The organism is Virgibacillus sp. GM2-2, assembly GCF_055329585.1.
On the sequence record NZ_JBUZWC010000008.1, the window covers coordinates 77,973 to 94,152 of the forward strand.

Below are 16,180 nucleotides of genomic sequence, written 5' to 3' on the forward strand. Positions count from 1 at the left end.
ATGGTAAACCATAGGACAAGGAGGGAGTTTTATGCGACATTACGCAGTATTACGTTTATTATTAGCTTGCTTTTTTTTATATTTTGCATGGCCAGTTATTCCTACAGCAACAACACAGATGGAGGCATTGTTCTGGGGAATGTGGTTAATTTTCTTACTATTAGTTGTTGCAGCGAATAGTGCAACACTTTTTCGAATTACAGAACCTCCATCTATGGAACAGGAAAGAACTAGAGTACGTCAAAGGCTTTAACATTGAGGTTTGGCCAATTCAACTGTATAATTAACACTATGAAATTGACTAGTACAGTTGAAAGTTGGTGAGGACCAATGGCAACGAAACATGAACAAATTATTCAGCATATAGGTTCTTTGGGAATCGGAAAAAAAATATCTGTTCGTCAAGTAGCGAAAGACTTAAACGTTAGTGAAGGGACTGCTTATAGAGCAATAAAAGAAGCGGAGAATCAAGGCTTAGTTAGTACAATTGAGCGTGTTGGAACTATCCGAATTGAGCGAAAAAAGAAAGAAAACTTCGAACGTTTAACTTTTGCCGAGGTAATCAATATTGTTGATGGTCAAGTACTTGGTGGTCATACTGGATTACACAAAACGTTAAGTAAGTTTGTAATAGGTGCTATGCAATTGGATGCAATGATGCGTTACACAGAACGCGATTCGCTTTTAATTGTTGGTAACCGCGTAAAGGCCCATGAACTAGCTTTGCAAGAGGGGGCAGCGGTTCTTATTACGGGTGGCTTTGATACGGACGAACACATTAAAAAGCTTGCTGATGATAAGGAAATTCCAATTATGTCCACCAGCTATGATACCTTTACCGTGGCAGCGATGATTAACCGTGCGATATATGATCAACTGATCAAAAAGGAAATTGTCTTTGTTGACGATATTTTCACTCCAGCTGATCAGGCTTATGTATTGAAAATTAAAGATCCACTTGAGCGCTGGTATACATTAAATGAACAGTCTACCCACTCAAGGTTTCCTGTTGTTGATGATAAAAAACGTGTAGTTGGAATGGTTACTTCTAAAGATGTTATTGGTAAGGATGGACAGGCACTAGTTGAAAAAGTTATGACAAAACGTCCGCATGTTGTACAGACAAAGACATCTTTAGCGTATGTAGCCCATATGATGGTTTGGGAAGGTATTGAAGTAATGCCTGTTGTTGACCAGTCAAATAAGTTACAAGGTGTCGTTTCAAGGCAAGATGTGTTAAAGGCTTTACAACAAATCCAACGTCAACCTCAGGTCGGTGAAACAATTGATGATATTATTTCACGCAATTTAGAAGCATTAGACGAAGATCAGACGATTTTTCAAACAGATATTACGCCGCAAATGACGAATCAACTTGGGACTTTATCAAACGGGGTATTTACTTCACTTATTTCGGAAGCTAGTAGTCGTTTGCTATTACAAGTAAAAAAAGGGGATTTAGTCGTTGAAAATATTACTGTCTATTTTATGAAACCAGTTCAAATTGACAGTAAAATACTCATAAAACCAAAACTGCTTGAGGTAGGTAGAGTCTATGCAAAAATAGATGTGGAAGTATTTAACGATAATAAGATGGTTGGAAAAGGTCTACTAATGGCACAATTAATTGATCGATAAGAACAAGAGGTTGGGACAAAAGTATTTCTTATCATTAAAATCCGAACGATGGAGATCAGTGTAAAAACGCTTCGGAAATATACTTCGCTTTCCGCGGGAGAGTGTCGAGCCTCCTCGGACTGCGTCCTCCGGGGTCTCGTCAATCTCTTACTTCCCGCAGGAGTCTACGTATATTTCCGAAGCTAATTATGATTATCGTTCGTTATTTTTTAATGATAGAATAAGTTATGCCCCGGCCTCATTCCCTATTTATTCGTCTATATTCATTACGGTAATGTTTTGTCTCTTTGAAACCACGGGAAAGTTGCATCCAACCGAGAATAAGAAATACAATACCTATAAATAATGAAATTTGTGTTTGATAAAATATGTATTGGTTTATCGCGAACGCGAAAATAAAAGCACCGAGACATATTTTTGATTTTGCGTTAAAATATGCTTGTGATAGTCTATCACGAGTCCGTAAAATAGCAACTTTATAATAAAGCCAAAATACCAATGACAGCATAATAATAACTGGTAAAATAAACATGTAATCTACTCCATAACATAATTTAGTTTAGAAAAATCCTTTATTTATTGTAGCTTGTTTTTGCTAATTTTACTAGAACAAATGATTATGATGTTTTGAGAGAATGGATGTGATTGTATGAATTTTGATCAAATATTGGATGCGATTGAGAAATACGAAACGATAATAATCCACCGTCATGTACGACCTGATCCAGATGCACTTGGATCCCAGGGCGGATTAATGCATTTGATAAAAGAAACATTTCCGACAAAAAAAGTGTATGTCGTAGGTTCTGAGGATCCATCACTTACATTTCTTATACAGATGGATACAATTGAAGATAGTACATATACCGATTCGCTTGTGATCGTCTGTGATACAGCAAATGCTGCTAGAATCGATGATGAACGCTATGATAAAGGTGATATGCTAATAAAGCTAGATCATCACCCGAATGTTGATGAATACGGCGATATCATGGCAGTTGATACTACAGCAAGTTCAACAAGTGAAATTATTTACGATTTATACTTACATGCGAAAAGTCGGGGTTACAATATGAATAATGAGGCTGCACGCCTTATTTATGGTGGTATTGTTGGAGATACAGGGAGATTTCTATTTCCGAGTACTACTACAAAAACCTTTCAATATGCAGCTGAACTCGTATCTTATGATTTTGATCGAACTGCGTTATACGACGGTATTTATGACACGAAAGAATCAATTGCACGACTCCGTGGGTATATCTTACAAAACTATACGCTAGCTGATTCAGGTATGAGTACAATTAAATTAACCCAATCTACCTTAAAAGAATTTGATGTAAGCGTAATGGAGACAGGTCAATTAGTAGGTGTACTAGGTGATGTTGAAGGTATTAAGGCTTGGGCATTTTTTATTGAAGAAGAAGATTTAATCCGAGTGCGACTGCGATCAAAAGGTCCTGTAATTAATACAATCGCCGCGAAATACAACGGCGGTGGGCATCCAATGGCTGCAGGTGCATCGGTAGATTCATGGAAAGAAGTAGAACAGGTCATCCATGATTTAAATCAAGCTTGTCAAACCTACAAGAAATAATTGAAGGTTTTCTAAAAAATGTTGTTTAAAACAACAACAGGTAACTGTGAACTAGAAATGGTTCATGTAGGTCAAGGACACTTGTTGTATCGGACTGAGGATGCCTTATTTACCTTTTTCACCTCTATTTTGAGGATTAACGGACACACGATGCCTTATTCAGCAAAAAAACATGATTTTCACCTGTTTTTACCCAAATAAGGAATCCTGAGTCCGATAACAACCGCATTTACCCTTATTTTTCACAAATAAGGGATCGTGTGTCCGTTAGCTGTCATCCCGCATGCAATTATTCCAGTGCGCTCGAAAATGTTACTTCACTAGCCTTGCCCGAAGCGGAAATCAACGTTACTACAAACATGATTCACTAGTTCGCAGTTTACTTCAATTACGTAACAATAAATTTATTAATATTACCAATTAAAAAAGAGGCGCTTTTAGGCGCTTCTTTTGAAAGATTGTTTATTTTTATACACTTTCATCGAGCTCGTAGGATAGGAAATCCGTCCTAACCCTGCTATCATGAAGTGGAATGAACCAGCATCCTGAAGGTGTTTCGTCACAATGCACATGAAGATCATATTTTTGGATATCTCTTTTTATTAATCGGATTAGTTCGTTTGATTCTGCATATGCCGTTAGACCTTTTCGTAACTGGCCAATTTTTTCTTCCTTCATGCGTTTTTGATCCATAATAAACATACGAATCCACTCCTTTCAATTATCTTAGTATATGAACGCAATCCTTAATGTGTTTATAATTTTTTCAAAAAAATTAATTCTCAACATCCGCTTTAAGTGTTAACCTTACGATGCCCCCGTTAATGGTCAGTTTTTCTACAGTAAAATGATATGTCAAATCATCAACAGTAAATTCCTTATTTTCGATTGCTGAAAAAAGTAATTGATCGCTATTTGAGACTATGTCTACATCTTGACCAATGATAGTAGATATTTCTTCTTTAACTAATCCTTCCAGTTCATATTTGTTAAGCTCTCCTATATCCAGTTCATCATCATTCATTATATAGATCTCTATTTTTTGGACGGTATCCGATTCTTTTGACTGCTCATTTAAATCTTTTTTATCCTTTAGTAAGGCGTTATTTTGTTTCTCTAGTGTTTCTACTTGCGATTGCAAACTAAGGGTTTGCTCCAGTAAGCGTTCATACATAGTGGCATACATAAATAGAAAAATACAATAAGAAATTACTGAACCAAAAAACATTCCCACAAAAAAGCGCTGCCAGCTTTTTCGTTTATAATAAGGAGGTATATGCATTATTCAAACTCCTGTTGTATCGACCAAGATATTAATAACATTGCAGATTTAACTCCACCCATGGCAGCAACGATTAACAGGATTTGTTTAAATACAGCAATACTCGATCCTTCAAGACCTTTTTCAAAATTTTCAATTGCATCAAATGTTCCGCCAATCGCAGCTACGATGGCCCATATTCGTAAACCTTTCGCGATATTTTTGATCGATGAAAAAGGAGCGTCCCCTGTTAAAAAGGATCCAATACTCCCGATTATCGCTCCGCCTATAATTACCCCGAAAGCTATAAAATAACAATGGATAAATGAAGCAAAGAAACGTTCTTCTTCCATAACATACGCTCCCATACGGTATACTACTTACACTATATGAATTAATTGGACGAGATATGAATTATGCAAGACTATGCAGTATTCGTTATAATAATAAGAGGATAGTAGGAGGTGGAATAGTATGTCATTTACACATCTACAAATTAAAAGTGGATATAGTTTAATGCAAAGTACCATAACAATAGAAAAGCTTGTCAAAAAAGCTTCAGAACATAATTTCCAAGCGCTTGCATTGACGGATGAAAATGTTCTTTACGGTGCTATTCCATTTTATAAAGCATGCAAGCGCTACGGTATTAAACCAATTATTGGATTGTCCATACGGATTATCGATGCGGAATCAAATCTACATACGTGTGTTTTACTCGCAAAAAATAATGTGGGTTATCAACAATTAATGAAACTGAGTACTAAGATTCAAACGGACTCTGATAAAGATTTAAAACTAGAAGATTTATCTACGTATACAAAAGGACTAATTGGAATATTACCTACGAGTAATGCCTGTATGGAAGAACGTTTCGAAACAGAGCCATTTGAGAAAGTCAGTCATTATATACATAAATGGGAAGAGATGTTTTCCAACGATGATTTTTATCTTGGCATCGAAGGTCATAGTAAAGTCTTACAAAAGGTTCGAGCGTTTGTCGATCAAGGAAGTTATTCTGTCGTAGCTCTTAATGATGTATGTTATTTAGACGAAAAAGATAACTATGCATATGATTGTCTCCAAGCAATGAAAAATGGCCACAGCTTTAGCTCAACTACTCTACCCACATCTAGTGGGAATCACTTACGATCGGCTGAAGAAATGAGTGTATTATTTGGATATTGGCCAGAAGTACTAGAAGCAACTACTCAAATTATGGAAAAATGTCACATGGAATTGAATTTTAATGAACGCTTACTACCATCGTATCCAGTCCCGGAAAATATAGATGCTCATTCTTTTCTAGAGCAGTTATGTTGGAAAAAGCTAGAAAGTAGATTTTCAACTGTAACCGATGAGATAAAAATGCGGTTAAACTATGAATTATCCGTAATAGAATCGATGGGCTTCAGTGATTACTTTTTAATTGTCTGGGATTTTATTCATTTCGCAAAAGAAAACAACATATTGGTTGGACCAGGTCGTGGTTCGGCGGCTGGTTCATTGGTTGCATATATATTATCGATTACAAATGTAGATCCGATAAAGCACGAGTTGTTATTTGAACGATTTCTCAACCCGGAGCGGACTAGTATGCCAGATATTGATATCGACTTTGCTGATGATCGCCGTGATGAGGTCATTGAATATGTACGAGAAAAGTATGGAGCTGATCATGTCGCGCAAATTATCACGTTTGGAACATTTGCCGCACGATCGTTATTACGTGAATTAAGTAAAACAATGAATATTGATCAAAAAGACTTGAACTATATTTTAAAGGAAATACCAGTTCAAGCAAATAAGCAACTAATTGAATATGTTCAAGCGTCAGAAGACTTGAAACTATATATTAAACAATCTAATTCGTTAAAAGCTTTATTTACAATTGCTATGAAATTAGAAGGATTACCTAGACATGTTTCAACCCATGCTGCCGGAGTTGTAATTAGTGAAAAAGCACTTGTGGAGCATATCCCACTTACGATTGGCACAAGTTCGACAATGTTAACACAATATCCGATGAATGATTTAGAGTCTATTGGATTATTAAAAATGGATTTTTTAGGATTACGAAATTTAACATTACTGGATAGGGTTAGAAAATCTATACAATACACAAATAAGGTACAACTAGATATAGACAATTTTCCGGAAAATGATGAAAAAACGTTTCGCTTATTACAGTCTGGGATGACCAATGGTATCTTCCAGTTAGAATCAGATGGAATGAAACAGGTGCTTACTAAATTGAAACCTACTACATTTGAGGATATTGTGGCGGTAAATGCACTGTTTCGTCCAGGTCCAATGGAAAATATTCCGATTTATATAAGCAGGAAACATAAGCAATCGTCGATTGACTATCCACATCCTGATCTCAAGCCAATTCTAGAGAAAACGTTTGGTGTATTAATTTATCAAGAACAAATTATGCAAATTGCTAGTAAAATAGCCGGTTTTTCATTAGGACAAGCTGATATATTGCGAAGAGCGGTGAGTAAAAAACAACAACAGTTAATGGACGAACAACGCGAAGCATTTGTTGCTGGCTGTTTGCAGAACGGATATTCAAAAGAAGTTGCAGCACAAATTTTTCATTGGATTGTACAATTTTCTAATTATGGATTTAACAGAAGTCACGCAGTAGCTTACAGTAAAATTTCGTATCAATTAGCTTATGTAAAAGCGCATTATCCAGCTAACTTTTTTACCGAATTATTAACTTCCCATGCGAATCAACAGGACAAAATAAATCAATATCGTAAAGAAGCTAAAACATTTGGCCTTGATCTTCTTCCACCGAGCATCAATAAAAGCTTTGGTAAATATGTTGTTGAAAAAGGGCAGATACGAATGGGATTGTTAACGATTAAAGGTGTTGGAAATCAAGCTGTTCAAGAAATCATTCGTGCCCGGAAAGATGGCCCATTCAAGAATCTGTTTGATTTTTGCTTGCGAATATCTGTTAAAGTTGTAAACAGACAAACAATGGAACTACTAATTATGACTGGTGCTTTTGATGAAACCTATTCCAATCGTGCAAGTCTTTTGGCGTCGATTGACCGGGCAATGGAACAAGGTGAACTGTTCCGAGAGTTTGCAGATCAACCTAGTCTTTTTCAGGACAAAATGGATATCGAAACTACTTATGTTGAGATAGATGATTTTAACCTAATGAAGAAGCTAGCTGATGAGAAAGAATTAATTGGTATTTATATTTCTAGTCATCCAATAGCAAGTTATCGTGAAAAGCTACGAATGAATGGATATGTTTCGTTGAGTCAGGTGAATAATTTGGTTGGAAAGCGAAATGTACAAAGTGCTATTATTATTCAAGGAATGAAGACGATTCGTACGAAACGTGGAGATCAAATGGCGTTCGTAACAATTGGTGATGAAACAACTGACATGGAGGCAGTTGTTTTCCCTGATACATTTCGCGAAAATAAACGATTCCTAAACGAGGAATCGATATTATCCATTAAAGGAAATATAGAAGAACGAAATAATAAAATTCAATGGATAATTCAGGATGTAAGGCCATTCGATAAGAAAGAATTAGAAGTCATTCAAAATAAACGATTGTTTATAAAATGTAATGAAACAAATAGCGATAAACTGCTGAATGAAATGAAGAAAATTGCAAGTAGCTACCCAGGTGATACACCGGTCATTATTCACCAGGAAGATACGAAAAAAACGTACCAATTATCTGGTGATTATTTTGTTGATGGAACGTTTCAATGTTTACGAGAATTGAAGGCTTATTTTGGTAAAGAAAATGTAGTATTAAAAAAAGGTTAGTATGGACTAAATATGTCTATACCTCATGCTTTACACAAATATACCATCTGTTATAATGTAGTAGGTAAGTGGTCTGACCACTAGTAATGCAATACAATTTTTGTCGCTAAAAGGAGCGAGTGACGTGTCAAACTTAAAAGCTGAAGCACTACATATGCATAAATCACATAAAGGTAAGTTAACCGTTCAATCGAAAGTACCTATTCGCAATGCGAGAGATTTGAGTTTAGCTTATTCGCCCGGAGTTGCAGAACCTTGTAAAGAAATTCACGATCGAAAAGAAACAGTATACGATTATACAATGAAAGGTAATATGGTTGCAGTCGTAAGCGACGGCTCAGCAGTTTTGGGTCTTGGCAATATTGGACCAGAAGCGGCATTACCGGTAATGGAAGGGAAATCAGTATTATTTAAAAGTTTTGCTGGGGTTGAATCTTTTCCCATTTGTCTTGCAACGCATGATATAGAAGAAATTGTTCGTACTGTAAAATTGATGGAGCCAACATTTGGTGGCGTAAATCTGGAAGATATTGCTGCACCGAATTGTTTTATTATTGAGGAAAGATTGAAGAAGGAAACAAACATTCCAATTTTCCATGATGATCAGCATGGTACGGCTATTGTTACAGTTGCTGGTTTAATTAATGCACTGAAGGTAGTTGGTAAATCATTTTCGGATATACGAGTGGTAGCAAATGGTGCGGGTGCTGCTGGCATTGCAATAATTAAGTTGCTTCATAGCTTTGGAGTACGAGAGATGATTATGTGTGATTCAAAAGGAGCCATTTATGAAGGTCGTCCTTATGGAATGAATGATGTAAAAGACCAGGTTGCAAAAATGACGAACAAAGACAAAAAAGAAGGCTCACTTGATGAAGTATTAGAAGGAGCAGATGTGTTCATTGGTGTGTCTGTTGGCAATTTGTTATCAAAAGATATGGTTGAAAAAATGAACGAAGACCCTATTATTTTTGCAATGGCAAATCCAGATCCAGAAATAATGCCAGAAGATGCAAAGGCAGCTGGTGCAAAAGTTATCGGGACAGGAAGATCGGATTTTCCAAACCAAGTTAACAATGTATTAGCTTTCCCAGGAATTTTCCGTGGAGCGCTCGATGTGAGAGCTACGCGTATAAATGAGAAAATGAAAATTGCAGCTGCGAAGGCGATTGCATCATTAATTGATGAAAAAGATTTAAACGAAGATTACGTGATCCCAGCACCGTTTGATGCTCGTGTCGCACCAATTGTAGCGAAAAGTGTAGCACAAGCTGCAATGGAATCAGGTGTAGCTAGAATTGAAGTCGATCCTGAAGAAATCGCTGAAAAGACAAGAAGATTAACACAAATTGACTCTGAATAGGGTTCAAAGGAGGGAGCATGGCTGTGTCCATGTCACCTAAGCGAAAAGTATATCAAGCAGTTTTAAATGAGATTCGTGCATTCATAGAAGATAATAATTTAAAACCTGGTGATAAGCTCCCTTCTGAACGTGATCTAGCAGATAGCTTGGATGCTGGTAGATCTTCCATAAGGGAAGCACTAAGAGCTATGGAATTGCTAGGTTTAATTGAAACAAGAAATGGTCAAGGAACATTTTTAAGTGAATATAAACCTTTCCAAACTGTCGATTTATTAGCTTCCTTTATTCTTCAAGGAAAAAGAATGGAAGAAGATTTATCTACTGCTAAGACAATAATTGAAAAAGAAATAGCAAAGCTTGCTTTTCAACAATTAACTAAACAAGATGTAAGGGAATTAGAATTAATAGTTGAAAAAAAACAGGATACCCATGCCGCTTTTTTTCAACTATTATGCGATAAGACAAATAATCTATTATTAACAAAAATATGGAATCTGATGGAAGACTTTTCCCGAACGCTGAATCAATCGAAATATGATATGATATTTTATAATGATTTATTATCGATATATAATAGAAGTGCGGATACATCTATAGAGGAATTATTTATAGAACGAGTTTTAAAAGAATAATTGTTAGGACATGCCATTTTATGACAACTTTTTTATTTCTAATTCGTTATAATACATATAAAAATGGTGTGAAGTGATTTATTTAGAGATGTCTAGCTTCAGCGCCTACCCATTCTGGCCCAATGGATGTGGTTTGGTTCGATGTTGGCACAGGATAAGGAAAGCTTCTTCAAGAAACATCGCATGAAGGAAAAGCCTTTCTTTTTCGAGGACGTACCGGTTTTAATTGAACGTCCGTAACAAGCCTCTTTGTGGCAAAAAATGCCACACAGTGGATCAATTAAGCTTGTCGGGGGTAATCAAGGCGTTTACGCTTTTCTTATCACCCGTTGTCTGAAAAGGAGGAGTTACCCTTGCTAAAGGATTTTTTCGGCAAGAAAAAGAAATATGCGTCCATTCCGAGTGAACAGGGGAAAATGGATGTACCTGAAGGATTAATGATGAAATGCCAAGGATGTCATAAAATATACTACCGAAAAGAAATGAATAAAAATTTAAATGTTTGCCCAAATTGTGGATTCCATCATAAGTTAACTGCTTGGGAACGGATTGATAGTTTATTTGATGAAGGTTCTTTTCAGGAATGGGATAAAAATCTAATATCGAATAATCCACTAGAATTTCCTGGTTATGAAGAAAAACTAGAAAGTGATCGAGTGAAAACGGATTTAAATGAAGCCGTTGTAACAGGAAAAGGAACCATTGATGAACAACCGGTTGTCGTAAGTATAATGGATTCCCGCTTTCGCATGGGGAGTATGGGATCAGTTGTTGGCGAGAAGATTGCGAGAGCTGTTCAACAAGCGCAAAAAGAGTCGCTACCAATTATTATTTTTACTGCTTCAGGTGGAGCAAGAATGCAGGAAGGTATTCTGAGCTTAATGCAGATGACAAAAACGTCAGTGGCAATTAAGCGTTTTAGTGATGCTGGAGGACTAATGGTTTCTATTATGACAAACCCTACTACTGGTGGTGTATCTGCAAGTTTCGCATCAATCGGTGACTATAACTTTGCTGAACCAGGAGCGTTGATTGGCTTCGCTGGAAGACGAATTATTGAACAAACCATTCGAGAAAAACTACCAGATGATTTTCAAACTGCTGAATTTCTGTTAGATCACGGACAATTAGATAAAGTTGTTCATCGACAAGAAATGAAACAATTATTATCTACGCTGCTCGTTATGCATCAGAAGGGTGGGGATTCTGCTTGAATCAAGTATTAGACTTTGAGAAACCAATTGTAAATTTAAAAGAAAAGATCTCCGAACTAAAAAGCTTTACAGAAGATAGTGAAATAGATTTATCAGATGAAATTAGTACTTTAGAAAAACGATTAAAAAAGTTAGAGGATGATATATATTCTAACTTGCAACCGTGGAATCGGGTTCAAATGGCAAGACATCAAGATAGACCTACTACCTTAGATTACATAGGTGAATTGTTTACTGATTTTATTGAATTTCATGGTGACCGTTCGTATGGGGATGATGCTGCCATCGTAGCTGGAATTGCAAACTATCAGGGTAAGCCAATAACTGTGATTGGTCATCAACGCGGAAAGGATACGAAAGAGAATATCCACCGCAATTTTGGGATGCCACATCCAGAAGGATACCGAAAAGCACTTCGTCATATGAAGCAAGCGGAAAAATTTAACCGCCCAATCGTTTGTTTTATCGATACGAAAGGTGCGTTTCCTGGTAAAGCAGCTGAGGAACGTGGACAGAGTGAGGCAATTGCACGAAATTTGGTAGAAATGGCAGGGTTGACTGTACCAATCATTTGTATCGTAATTGGTGAAGGTGGAAGTGGCGGTGCATTAGGACTTGGGGTAGGGGATCATATTCATATGCTTGAGAACTCCACGTACTCGGTTATTTCGCCGGAGGGTGCAGCCGCACTATTATGGAAAGACTCAGGTTTAGCTCAAAAGGCAGCAGAAACGATGAAAATTACCTCCTATGATTTAAAAGAACTTGGTGTGATTGATGAAATCATTCCTGAAGTTAAGGCTGGTGCCCATCGTGACATTGAACAACAAGCGCGTAACATAAATGATGTATTATCTAAGTCACTTGTTTCCTTACGTAAACTAAATCAAAATGAATTACTTGAAAAAAGATGGGAAAAATATAAACAAATTGGCGAATATAAGGAACTTGAACAATAAGGTAAAACTTCAATCAGTAGGATGATTTTGGTCTACCATACTAGTCTAGCCTGTAGTTGAACGAATCGGACATAGTGAACGGTTATACCATAAGGTCTTTTATGGCTGAAATATCTATTTATCCTCAGTTATTGAGGTGGGGTTATACCTAGTTGTTAATGCGGAATAAATGAATGTGCTTCTTTTTTTCAATGAGGTTGACAGGCGTCAACCTCATGATTGTTTTTTTCGCGCTGATAGGGGTATATGTATTATGGATATTAGTATAATTAAATTTAACTAATGCTTTCACTATAAAAGCCTGGCGATAAATCAAGGTTCCGAATATTCTTTTTTGCGTATTCAACAAACATAAAGCAAATATTAGTCAAATCTGAAATCGAAGTAAATTGCGATTGTGGTTGGAACTGCCGTTCCGGAAATACACTTCGCTTTCCGCGGGCTTGCGCTGAGCCTCCTCGCGAGCAAAGAACGCTCACTGCGGGGTCTCAGCACTTCGCTTTCCCGCAGGAGTCTTCGTGTATTTCCTCCACTAGCTTATAGCATTATATCCTTTTTACTTTTATTATAGTTGATTGTAGCGAAGGACAGTCGACTCCTTGAAAAAGAAAAAGCACTTCTCTTCTGGCAGTGCCTTATCAGGGAAGTTTTCCTGTCCTGCGGGAAAATGGCATAGTTGATACCCCGCAGTACGTCTAATAAGGAAAGGCAACTAAAACGTCCTTTTCAGACAACGACGGAATACCCCATTGCCGGGGAAGAAGGCTCACCAGCCTAAGGTGCGCAACTGACCGTAGCGTAAATCAACATAGCACTTACGTCAAGGTTACTTATAAATGGTTCTAACAAATAGGTTTTTCTTAAAAAATGTCTGTACATGTACTAAGATAGACATTACATAATTATTTAAATGGTAAATTCAGGACTGATCGAGGTGGTAAAATGAAAAAAATAGCTGTGTTAACAAGTGGTGGAGATGCACCTGGCATGAATGCAGCAATTCGTGCGGTAGTACGTAAATCTATATATCATGGAGTAGATATTTATGGAATTGAAAATGGCTTTCAAGGTTTAATGGAAGGTCATATAAAGAAAATGGAAATCGGCTCAGTTGGTGACATTATTCAACGTGGGGGTACCATTTTACGTTCTGCTAGAAGTATGGAATTCAAAACTGCAGAAGGACAAAAAAAGGGTATTGACCAACTAAATAAATATGGAATAGAAGGATTAATTGTAATAGGTGGAGATGGTAGCTTTCGCGGTGCGCAAAAGTTAACGGAACAAGGATTCCCTTGCATTGGCGTTCCGGGAACGATTGATAATGATATCCCAGGCACAGATTTTACGATCGGTTTTGACACTGCTTTGAATACGATCATTGAAGCGATTGATAAAATTCGTGACACTGCTACTTCGCATGAAAGAACGTATGTTATTGAAGTAATGGGCCGGGATGCTGGTGATCTTGCGCTCTGGGCTGGTTTAGCAGATGGGGCAGAAAGCATTTTGATTCCCGAGAAAAAGGACGATTTCGAAGCTGTTGTGAGTAAGCTTAAGCGAGGACATGAACGTGGTAAGAAACATAGTATTATTATTCTTGCAGAAGGTGTTGGAAGTGGGTTTTCTTACGGAAAACGAATTCAAGAAGCAACGAATTTGGAAACCCGAGTTACAGTGCTAGGTCACATTCAACGCGGTGGTTCTCCTACAGCTTCTGACCGTGTATTGGCAAGTAGATTAGGTGCGAAAGCAGTTGACTTACTACTTACAGGAAAAGGTGGAAGAATCGTTGGAATTCAGAACAATCAACTGGTTGACCACGACATTCTAGAAATTTTAAATCAAAAACATGAAATTAATTTAGATATGTATAATTTATCAAACGAATTATCTATATAATCATTGTCACAATTGTCGAAGGAGGAAATATAATTGAGAAAAACAAAGATCGTTTGTACGATTGGGCCTGCCTCAGAATCCGTAGAAACATTAGAACAATTAATTAAATCTGGCATGAACGTTGCACGTCTGAATTTCTCCCATGGAGATTTTGAAGAGCATAAACAACGAATTGTTAACATTAGAGAAGCGGCGGAAAAAACTGGAGAAACAGTTGCTATTCTGCTTGATACAAAAGGTCCGGAAATTCGAACTGGATCATTTAAAAACGGAGAAGATGAAATTATAGAAGGAAAAACAGTTGTTATTTCCATGGAAGAAGTGGAAGGTACTGCAGAACGGTTTTCCATTACGTACCCTGGACTAATCAACGATGTTCATGAAGGGTCCTCTATTTTACTTGATGACGGTTTAATTGAACTGAAAGTAAAGGATATAGACCATTCAAAAAAAGAAATTATTACAGTAGCATCAAACAGCGGAACGATAAAAAATAAAAAGGGTGTTAACGTCCCAAACGTTAAAGTAAATTTACCGGGTATAACTGAAAAGGATGCAAAGGATATTGAGTTTGGTATTGAACAGGGCGTAGATTTTATAGCCGCTTCGTTTGTTCGCAGGCCATCTGATGTATTTGAAATTAGAGCTTTGCTAGAAGATCATCATGCAACACATATCCAAATCATCCCAAAAATTGAAAACAATGAAGGTGTCGAAAATATTGATTCAATCTTAGAAGTCAGTGACGGGATTATGGTTGCACGTGGAGATCTTGGTGTGGAGATACCAGCAGAGGAAGTACCTCTCGTTCAGAAGCAATTAATAAGTAAGTGCAATAATGCAGGAAAACCTGTTATAACAGCAACTCAAATGTTGGATTCAATGCAGCGAAACCCTAGACCTACACGAGCAGAGGCTTCGGATGTAGCTAATGCAATATTTGATGGAACAGATGCAATTATGCTTTCCGGTGAAACAGCGGCTGGTCATTATCCAGTTGAATCGGTACAAACAATGAGTAATATTGCAACAAAAGCAGAAACAGCACTTGACCATAAATTACTATTGAATAACCGATCAAAGACAGTCGATATGACAATTACGGATGCAATTAGTCAGTCTGTTACACATACAGCAATGAATTTAGACGTTAGTGCTATTATAACGCCTACCGAAAGTGGACATACAGCTCGAATGATTTCGAAGTATCGCCCTAAAGCTCCTATTGTTGCGGTTACCGCTTCAGATTATGTAAATCGCCAATTGTCATTAGTTTGGGGAGTTTATGCAGCTAAGGGAACAACTGCTCACTCAACGGATGAGATGCTCGATGTCGCGGTAGACGAAGGCTTAAAGACTAATTTATTTAAGCGTGGAAGTAGAGTAATTATTACAGCAGGAGTTCCTGTTGGAGAAAGTGGGACAACGAATCTCATGAAAGTACATGTAATTGGTGATGTGATTGCCAAGGGACAAGGAATTGGAAGAAGAAGTGCGTACGGTAGGGCAGTTATTGCTAAAAATGCCAAGGATGCAATCGAAAATGTAACCGAAGAAGATATCTTGGTTACGTATGGCACTGACCGCGATATGATGCCAGCGATTGAAAAAGCAGGTGGAATTATTACCGAAGAGGGCGGATTAACATCACATGCAGCTGTTGTCGGATTAAGTTTAGGTATTCCAGTTATTGTTGGATTAGAAAATGTATTTGATTTAATTAAAGATGGTGATGACATTACCATTGACGCTGCTAAAGGTGATGTTTATAAAGGACATACTAGTGTGTTATAACAAATAATGA

General features: G+C 37.1%; 14 protein-coding genes. 10 read left to right on the top strand and 4 right to left on the bottom strand.

Annotated features, from left to right (window positions below):
- The first annotated feature begins 31 nt into the window (after window positions 1-31).
- The gene (locus tag ACY9Z2_RS11330) at window positions 32-253 is read left to right on the top strand and encodes a hypothetical protein (protein WP_463609750.1); all 222 of its coding nucleotides are present in this window, start codon (window positions 32-34) and stop codon (window positions 251-253) included.
- Between the two features lie 77 nt (window positions 254-330).
- Window positions 331-1,638 carry a DRTGG domain-containing protein gene (locus ACY9Z2_RS11335; RefSeq protein ID WP_463609751.1) on the top strand — a complete coding sequence of 436 codons (1,308 nt, stop codon included), beginning with the start codon at window positions 331-333 and terminating at the stop codon, window positions 1,636-1,638.
- Window positions 1,639-1,876: 238 nt separating this feature from the next.
- Here ACY9Z2_RS11335 and ACY9Z2_RS11340 read toward each other — a convergent pair whose 3' ends face one another.
- Window positions 1,877-2,170, bottom strand: a complete 294-nt coding sequence (locus ACY9Z2_RS11340; protein WP_463609752.1) for a YtpI family protein — start codon at window positions 2,168-2,170, stop codon at window positions 1,877-1,879.
- A 117-nt stretch (window positions 2,171-2,287) separates the two neighbouring features.
- Here ACY9Z2_RS11340 and ACY9Z2_RS11345 point away from each other — a divergent pair, with 117 nt between their 5' ends.
- A complete protein-coding gene (locus ACY9Z2_RS11345; RefSeq protein ID WP_463609753.1) occupies window positions 2,288-3,235 on the top strand; it encodes a DHH family phosphoesterase in 948 nt (315 codons plus the stop codon).
- A 468-nt stretch (window positions 3,236-3,703) separates the two neighbouring features.
- On the opposite strand, the gene ACY9Z2_RS11350 is transcribed toward ACY9Z2_RS11345, so the two are convergent.
- From ACY9Z2_RS11350 to ACY9Z2_RS11360, 3 genes are all read right to left on the bottom strand, one after another.
- A complete protein-coding gene (locus ACY9Z2_RS11350) occupies window positions 3,704-3,937 on the bottom strand; it encodes a YtzJ family protein (RefSeq protein ID WP_463609754.1) in 234 nt (77 codons plus the stop codon).
- A gap of 73 nt (window positions 3,938-4,010) precedes the next feature.
- A complete protein-coding gene (gene ytrI, locus ACY9Z2_RS11355) occupies window positions 4,011-4,517 on the bottom strand; it encodes a sporulation membrane protein YtrI (protein ID WP_463609755.1) in 507 nt (168 codons plus the stop codon).
- Window positions 4,517-4,849, bottom strand: a complete 333-nt coding sequence (locus ACY9Z2_RS11360; protein WP_463609756.1) for a YtrH family sporulation protein — start codon at window positions 4,847-4,849, stop codon at window positions 4,517-4,519. The genes ytrI and ACY9Z2_RS11360 overlap by 1 nt, the downstream gene beginning before the upstream one ends.
- A 121-nt stretch (window positions 4,850-4,970) precedes the next feature.
- On the opposite strand from ACY9Z2_RS11360, the gene dnaE reads away from it, so the two are divergent.
- From dnaE to pyk, 7 genes are all read left to right on the top strand, one after another.
- Window positions 4,971-8,306 carry a DNA polymerase III subunit alpha gene (gene dnaE, locus ACY9Z2_RS11365; RefSeq protein WP_463609757.1) on the top strand — a complete coding sequence of 1,112 codons (3,336 nt, stop codon included), beginning with the start codon at window positions 4,971-4,973 and terminating at the stop codon, window positions 8,304-8,306.
- Between the two features lie 154 nt (window positions 8,307-8,460).
- Window positions 8,461-9,669, top strand: coding sequence for an NADP-dependent malic enzyme (ystJ, locus tag ACY9Z2_RS11370; RefSeq protein ID WP_463609804.1), 1,209 nt, complete (start codon window positions 8,461-8,463; stop codon window positions 9,667-9,669).
- Window positions 9,670-9,686: 17 nt separating this feature from the next.
- The gene (locus ACY9Z2_RS11375; RefSeq protein ID WP_463609758.1) at window positions 9,687-10,301 is read left to right on the top strand and encodes a FadR/GntR family transcriptional regulator; all 615 of its coding nucleotides are present in this window, start codon (window positions 9,687-9,689) and stop codon (window positions 10,299-10,301) included.
- A gap of 353 nt (window positions 10,302-10,654) precedes the next feature.
- Window positions 10,655-11,515, top strand: coding sequence for an acetyl-CoA carboxylase, carboxyltransferase subunit beta (gene accD, locus ACY9Z2_RS11380; protein WP_463609759.1), 861 nt, complete (start codon window positions 10,655-10,657; stop codon window positions 11,513-11,515).
- Complete coding sequence (gene accA / locus ACY9Z2_RS11385; protein WP_463609760.1) at window positions 11,512-12,474, top strand: acetyl-CoA carboxylase carboxyl transferase subunit alpha; 963 nt, start codon at window positions 11,512-11,514, stop codon at window positions 12,472-12,474. Before accD ends, accA begins: the two co-directional genes overlap by 4 nt.
- 942 nt (window positions 12,475-13,416) lie before the next feature.
- Window positions 13,417-14,376, top strand: a complete 960-nt coding sequence (pfkA, locus tag ACY9Z2_RS11390; RefSeq protein ID WP_463609761.1) for a 6-phosphofructokinase — start codon at window positions 13,417-13,419, stop codon at window positions 14,374-14,376.
- 33 nt (window positions 14,377-14,409) lie between these two features.
- Window positions 14,410-16,170 (top strand): pyruvate kinase, encoded by a 1,761-nt coding sequence (gene pyk, locus ACY9Z2_RS11395; protein WP_463609762.1) that lies wholly within the window; start codon window positions 14,410-14,412, stop codon window positions 16,168-16,170.
- Window positions 16,171-16,180 lie beyond the last annotated feature (10 nt).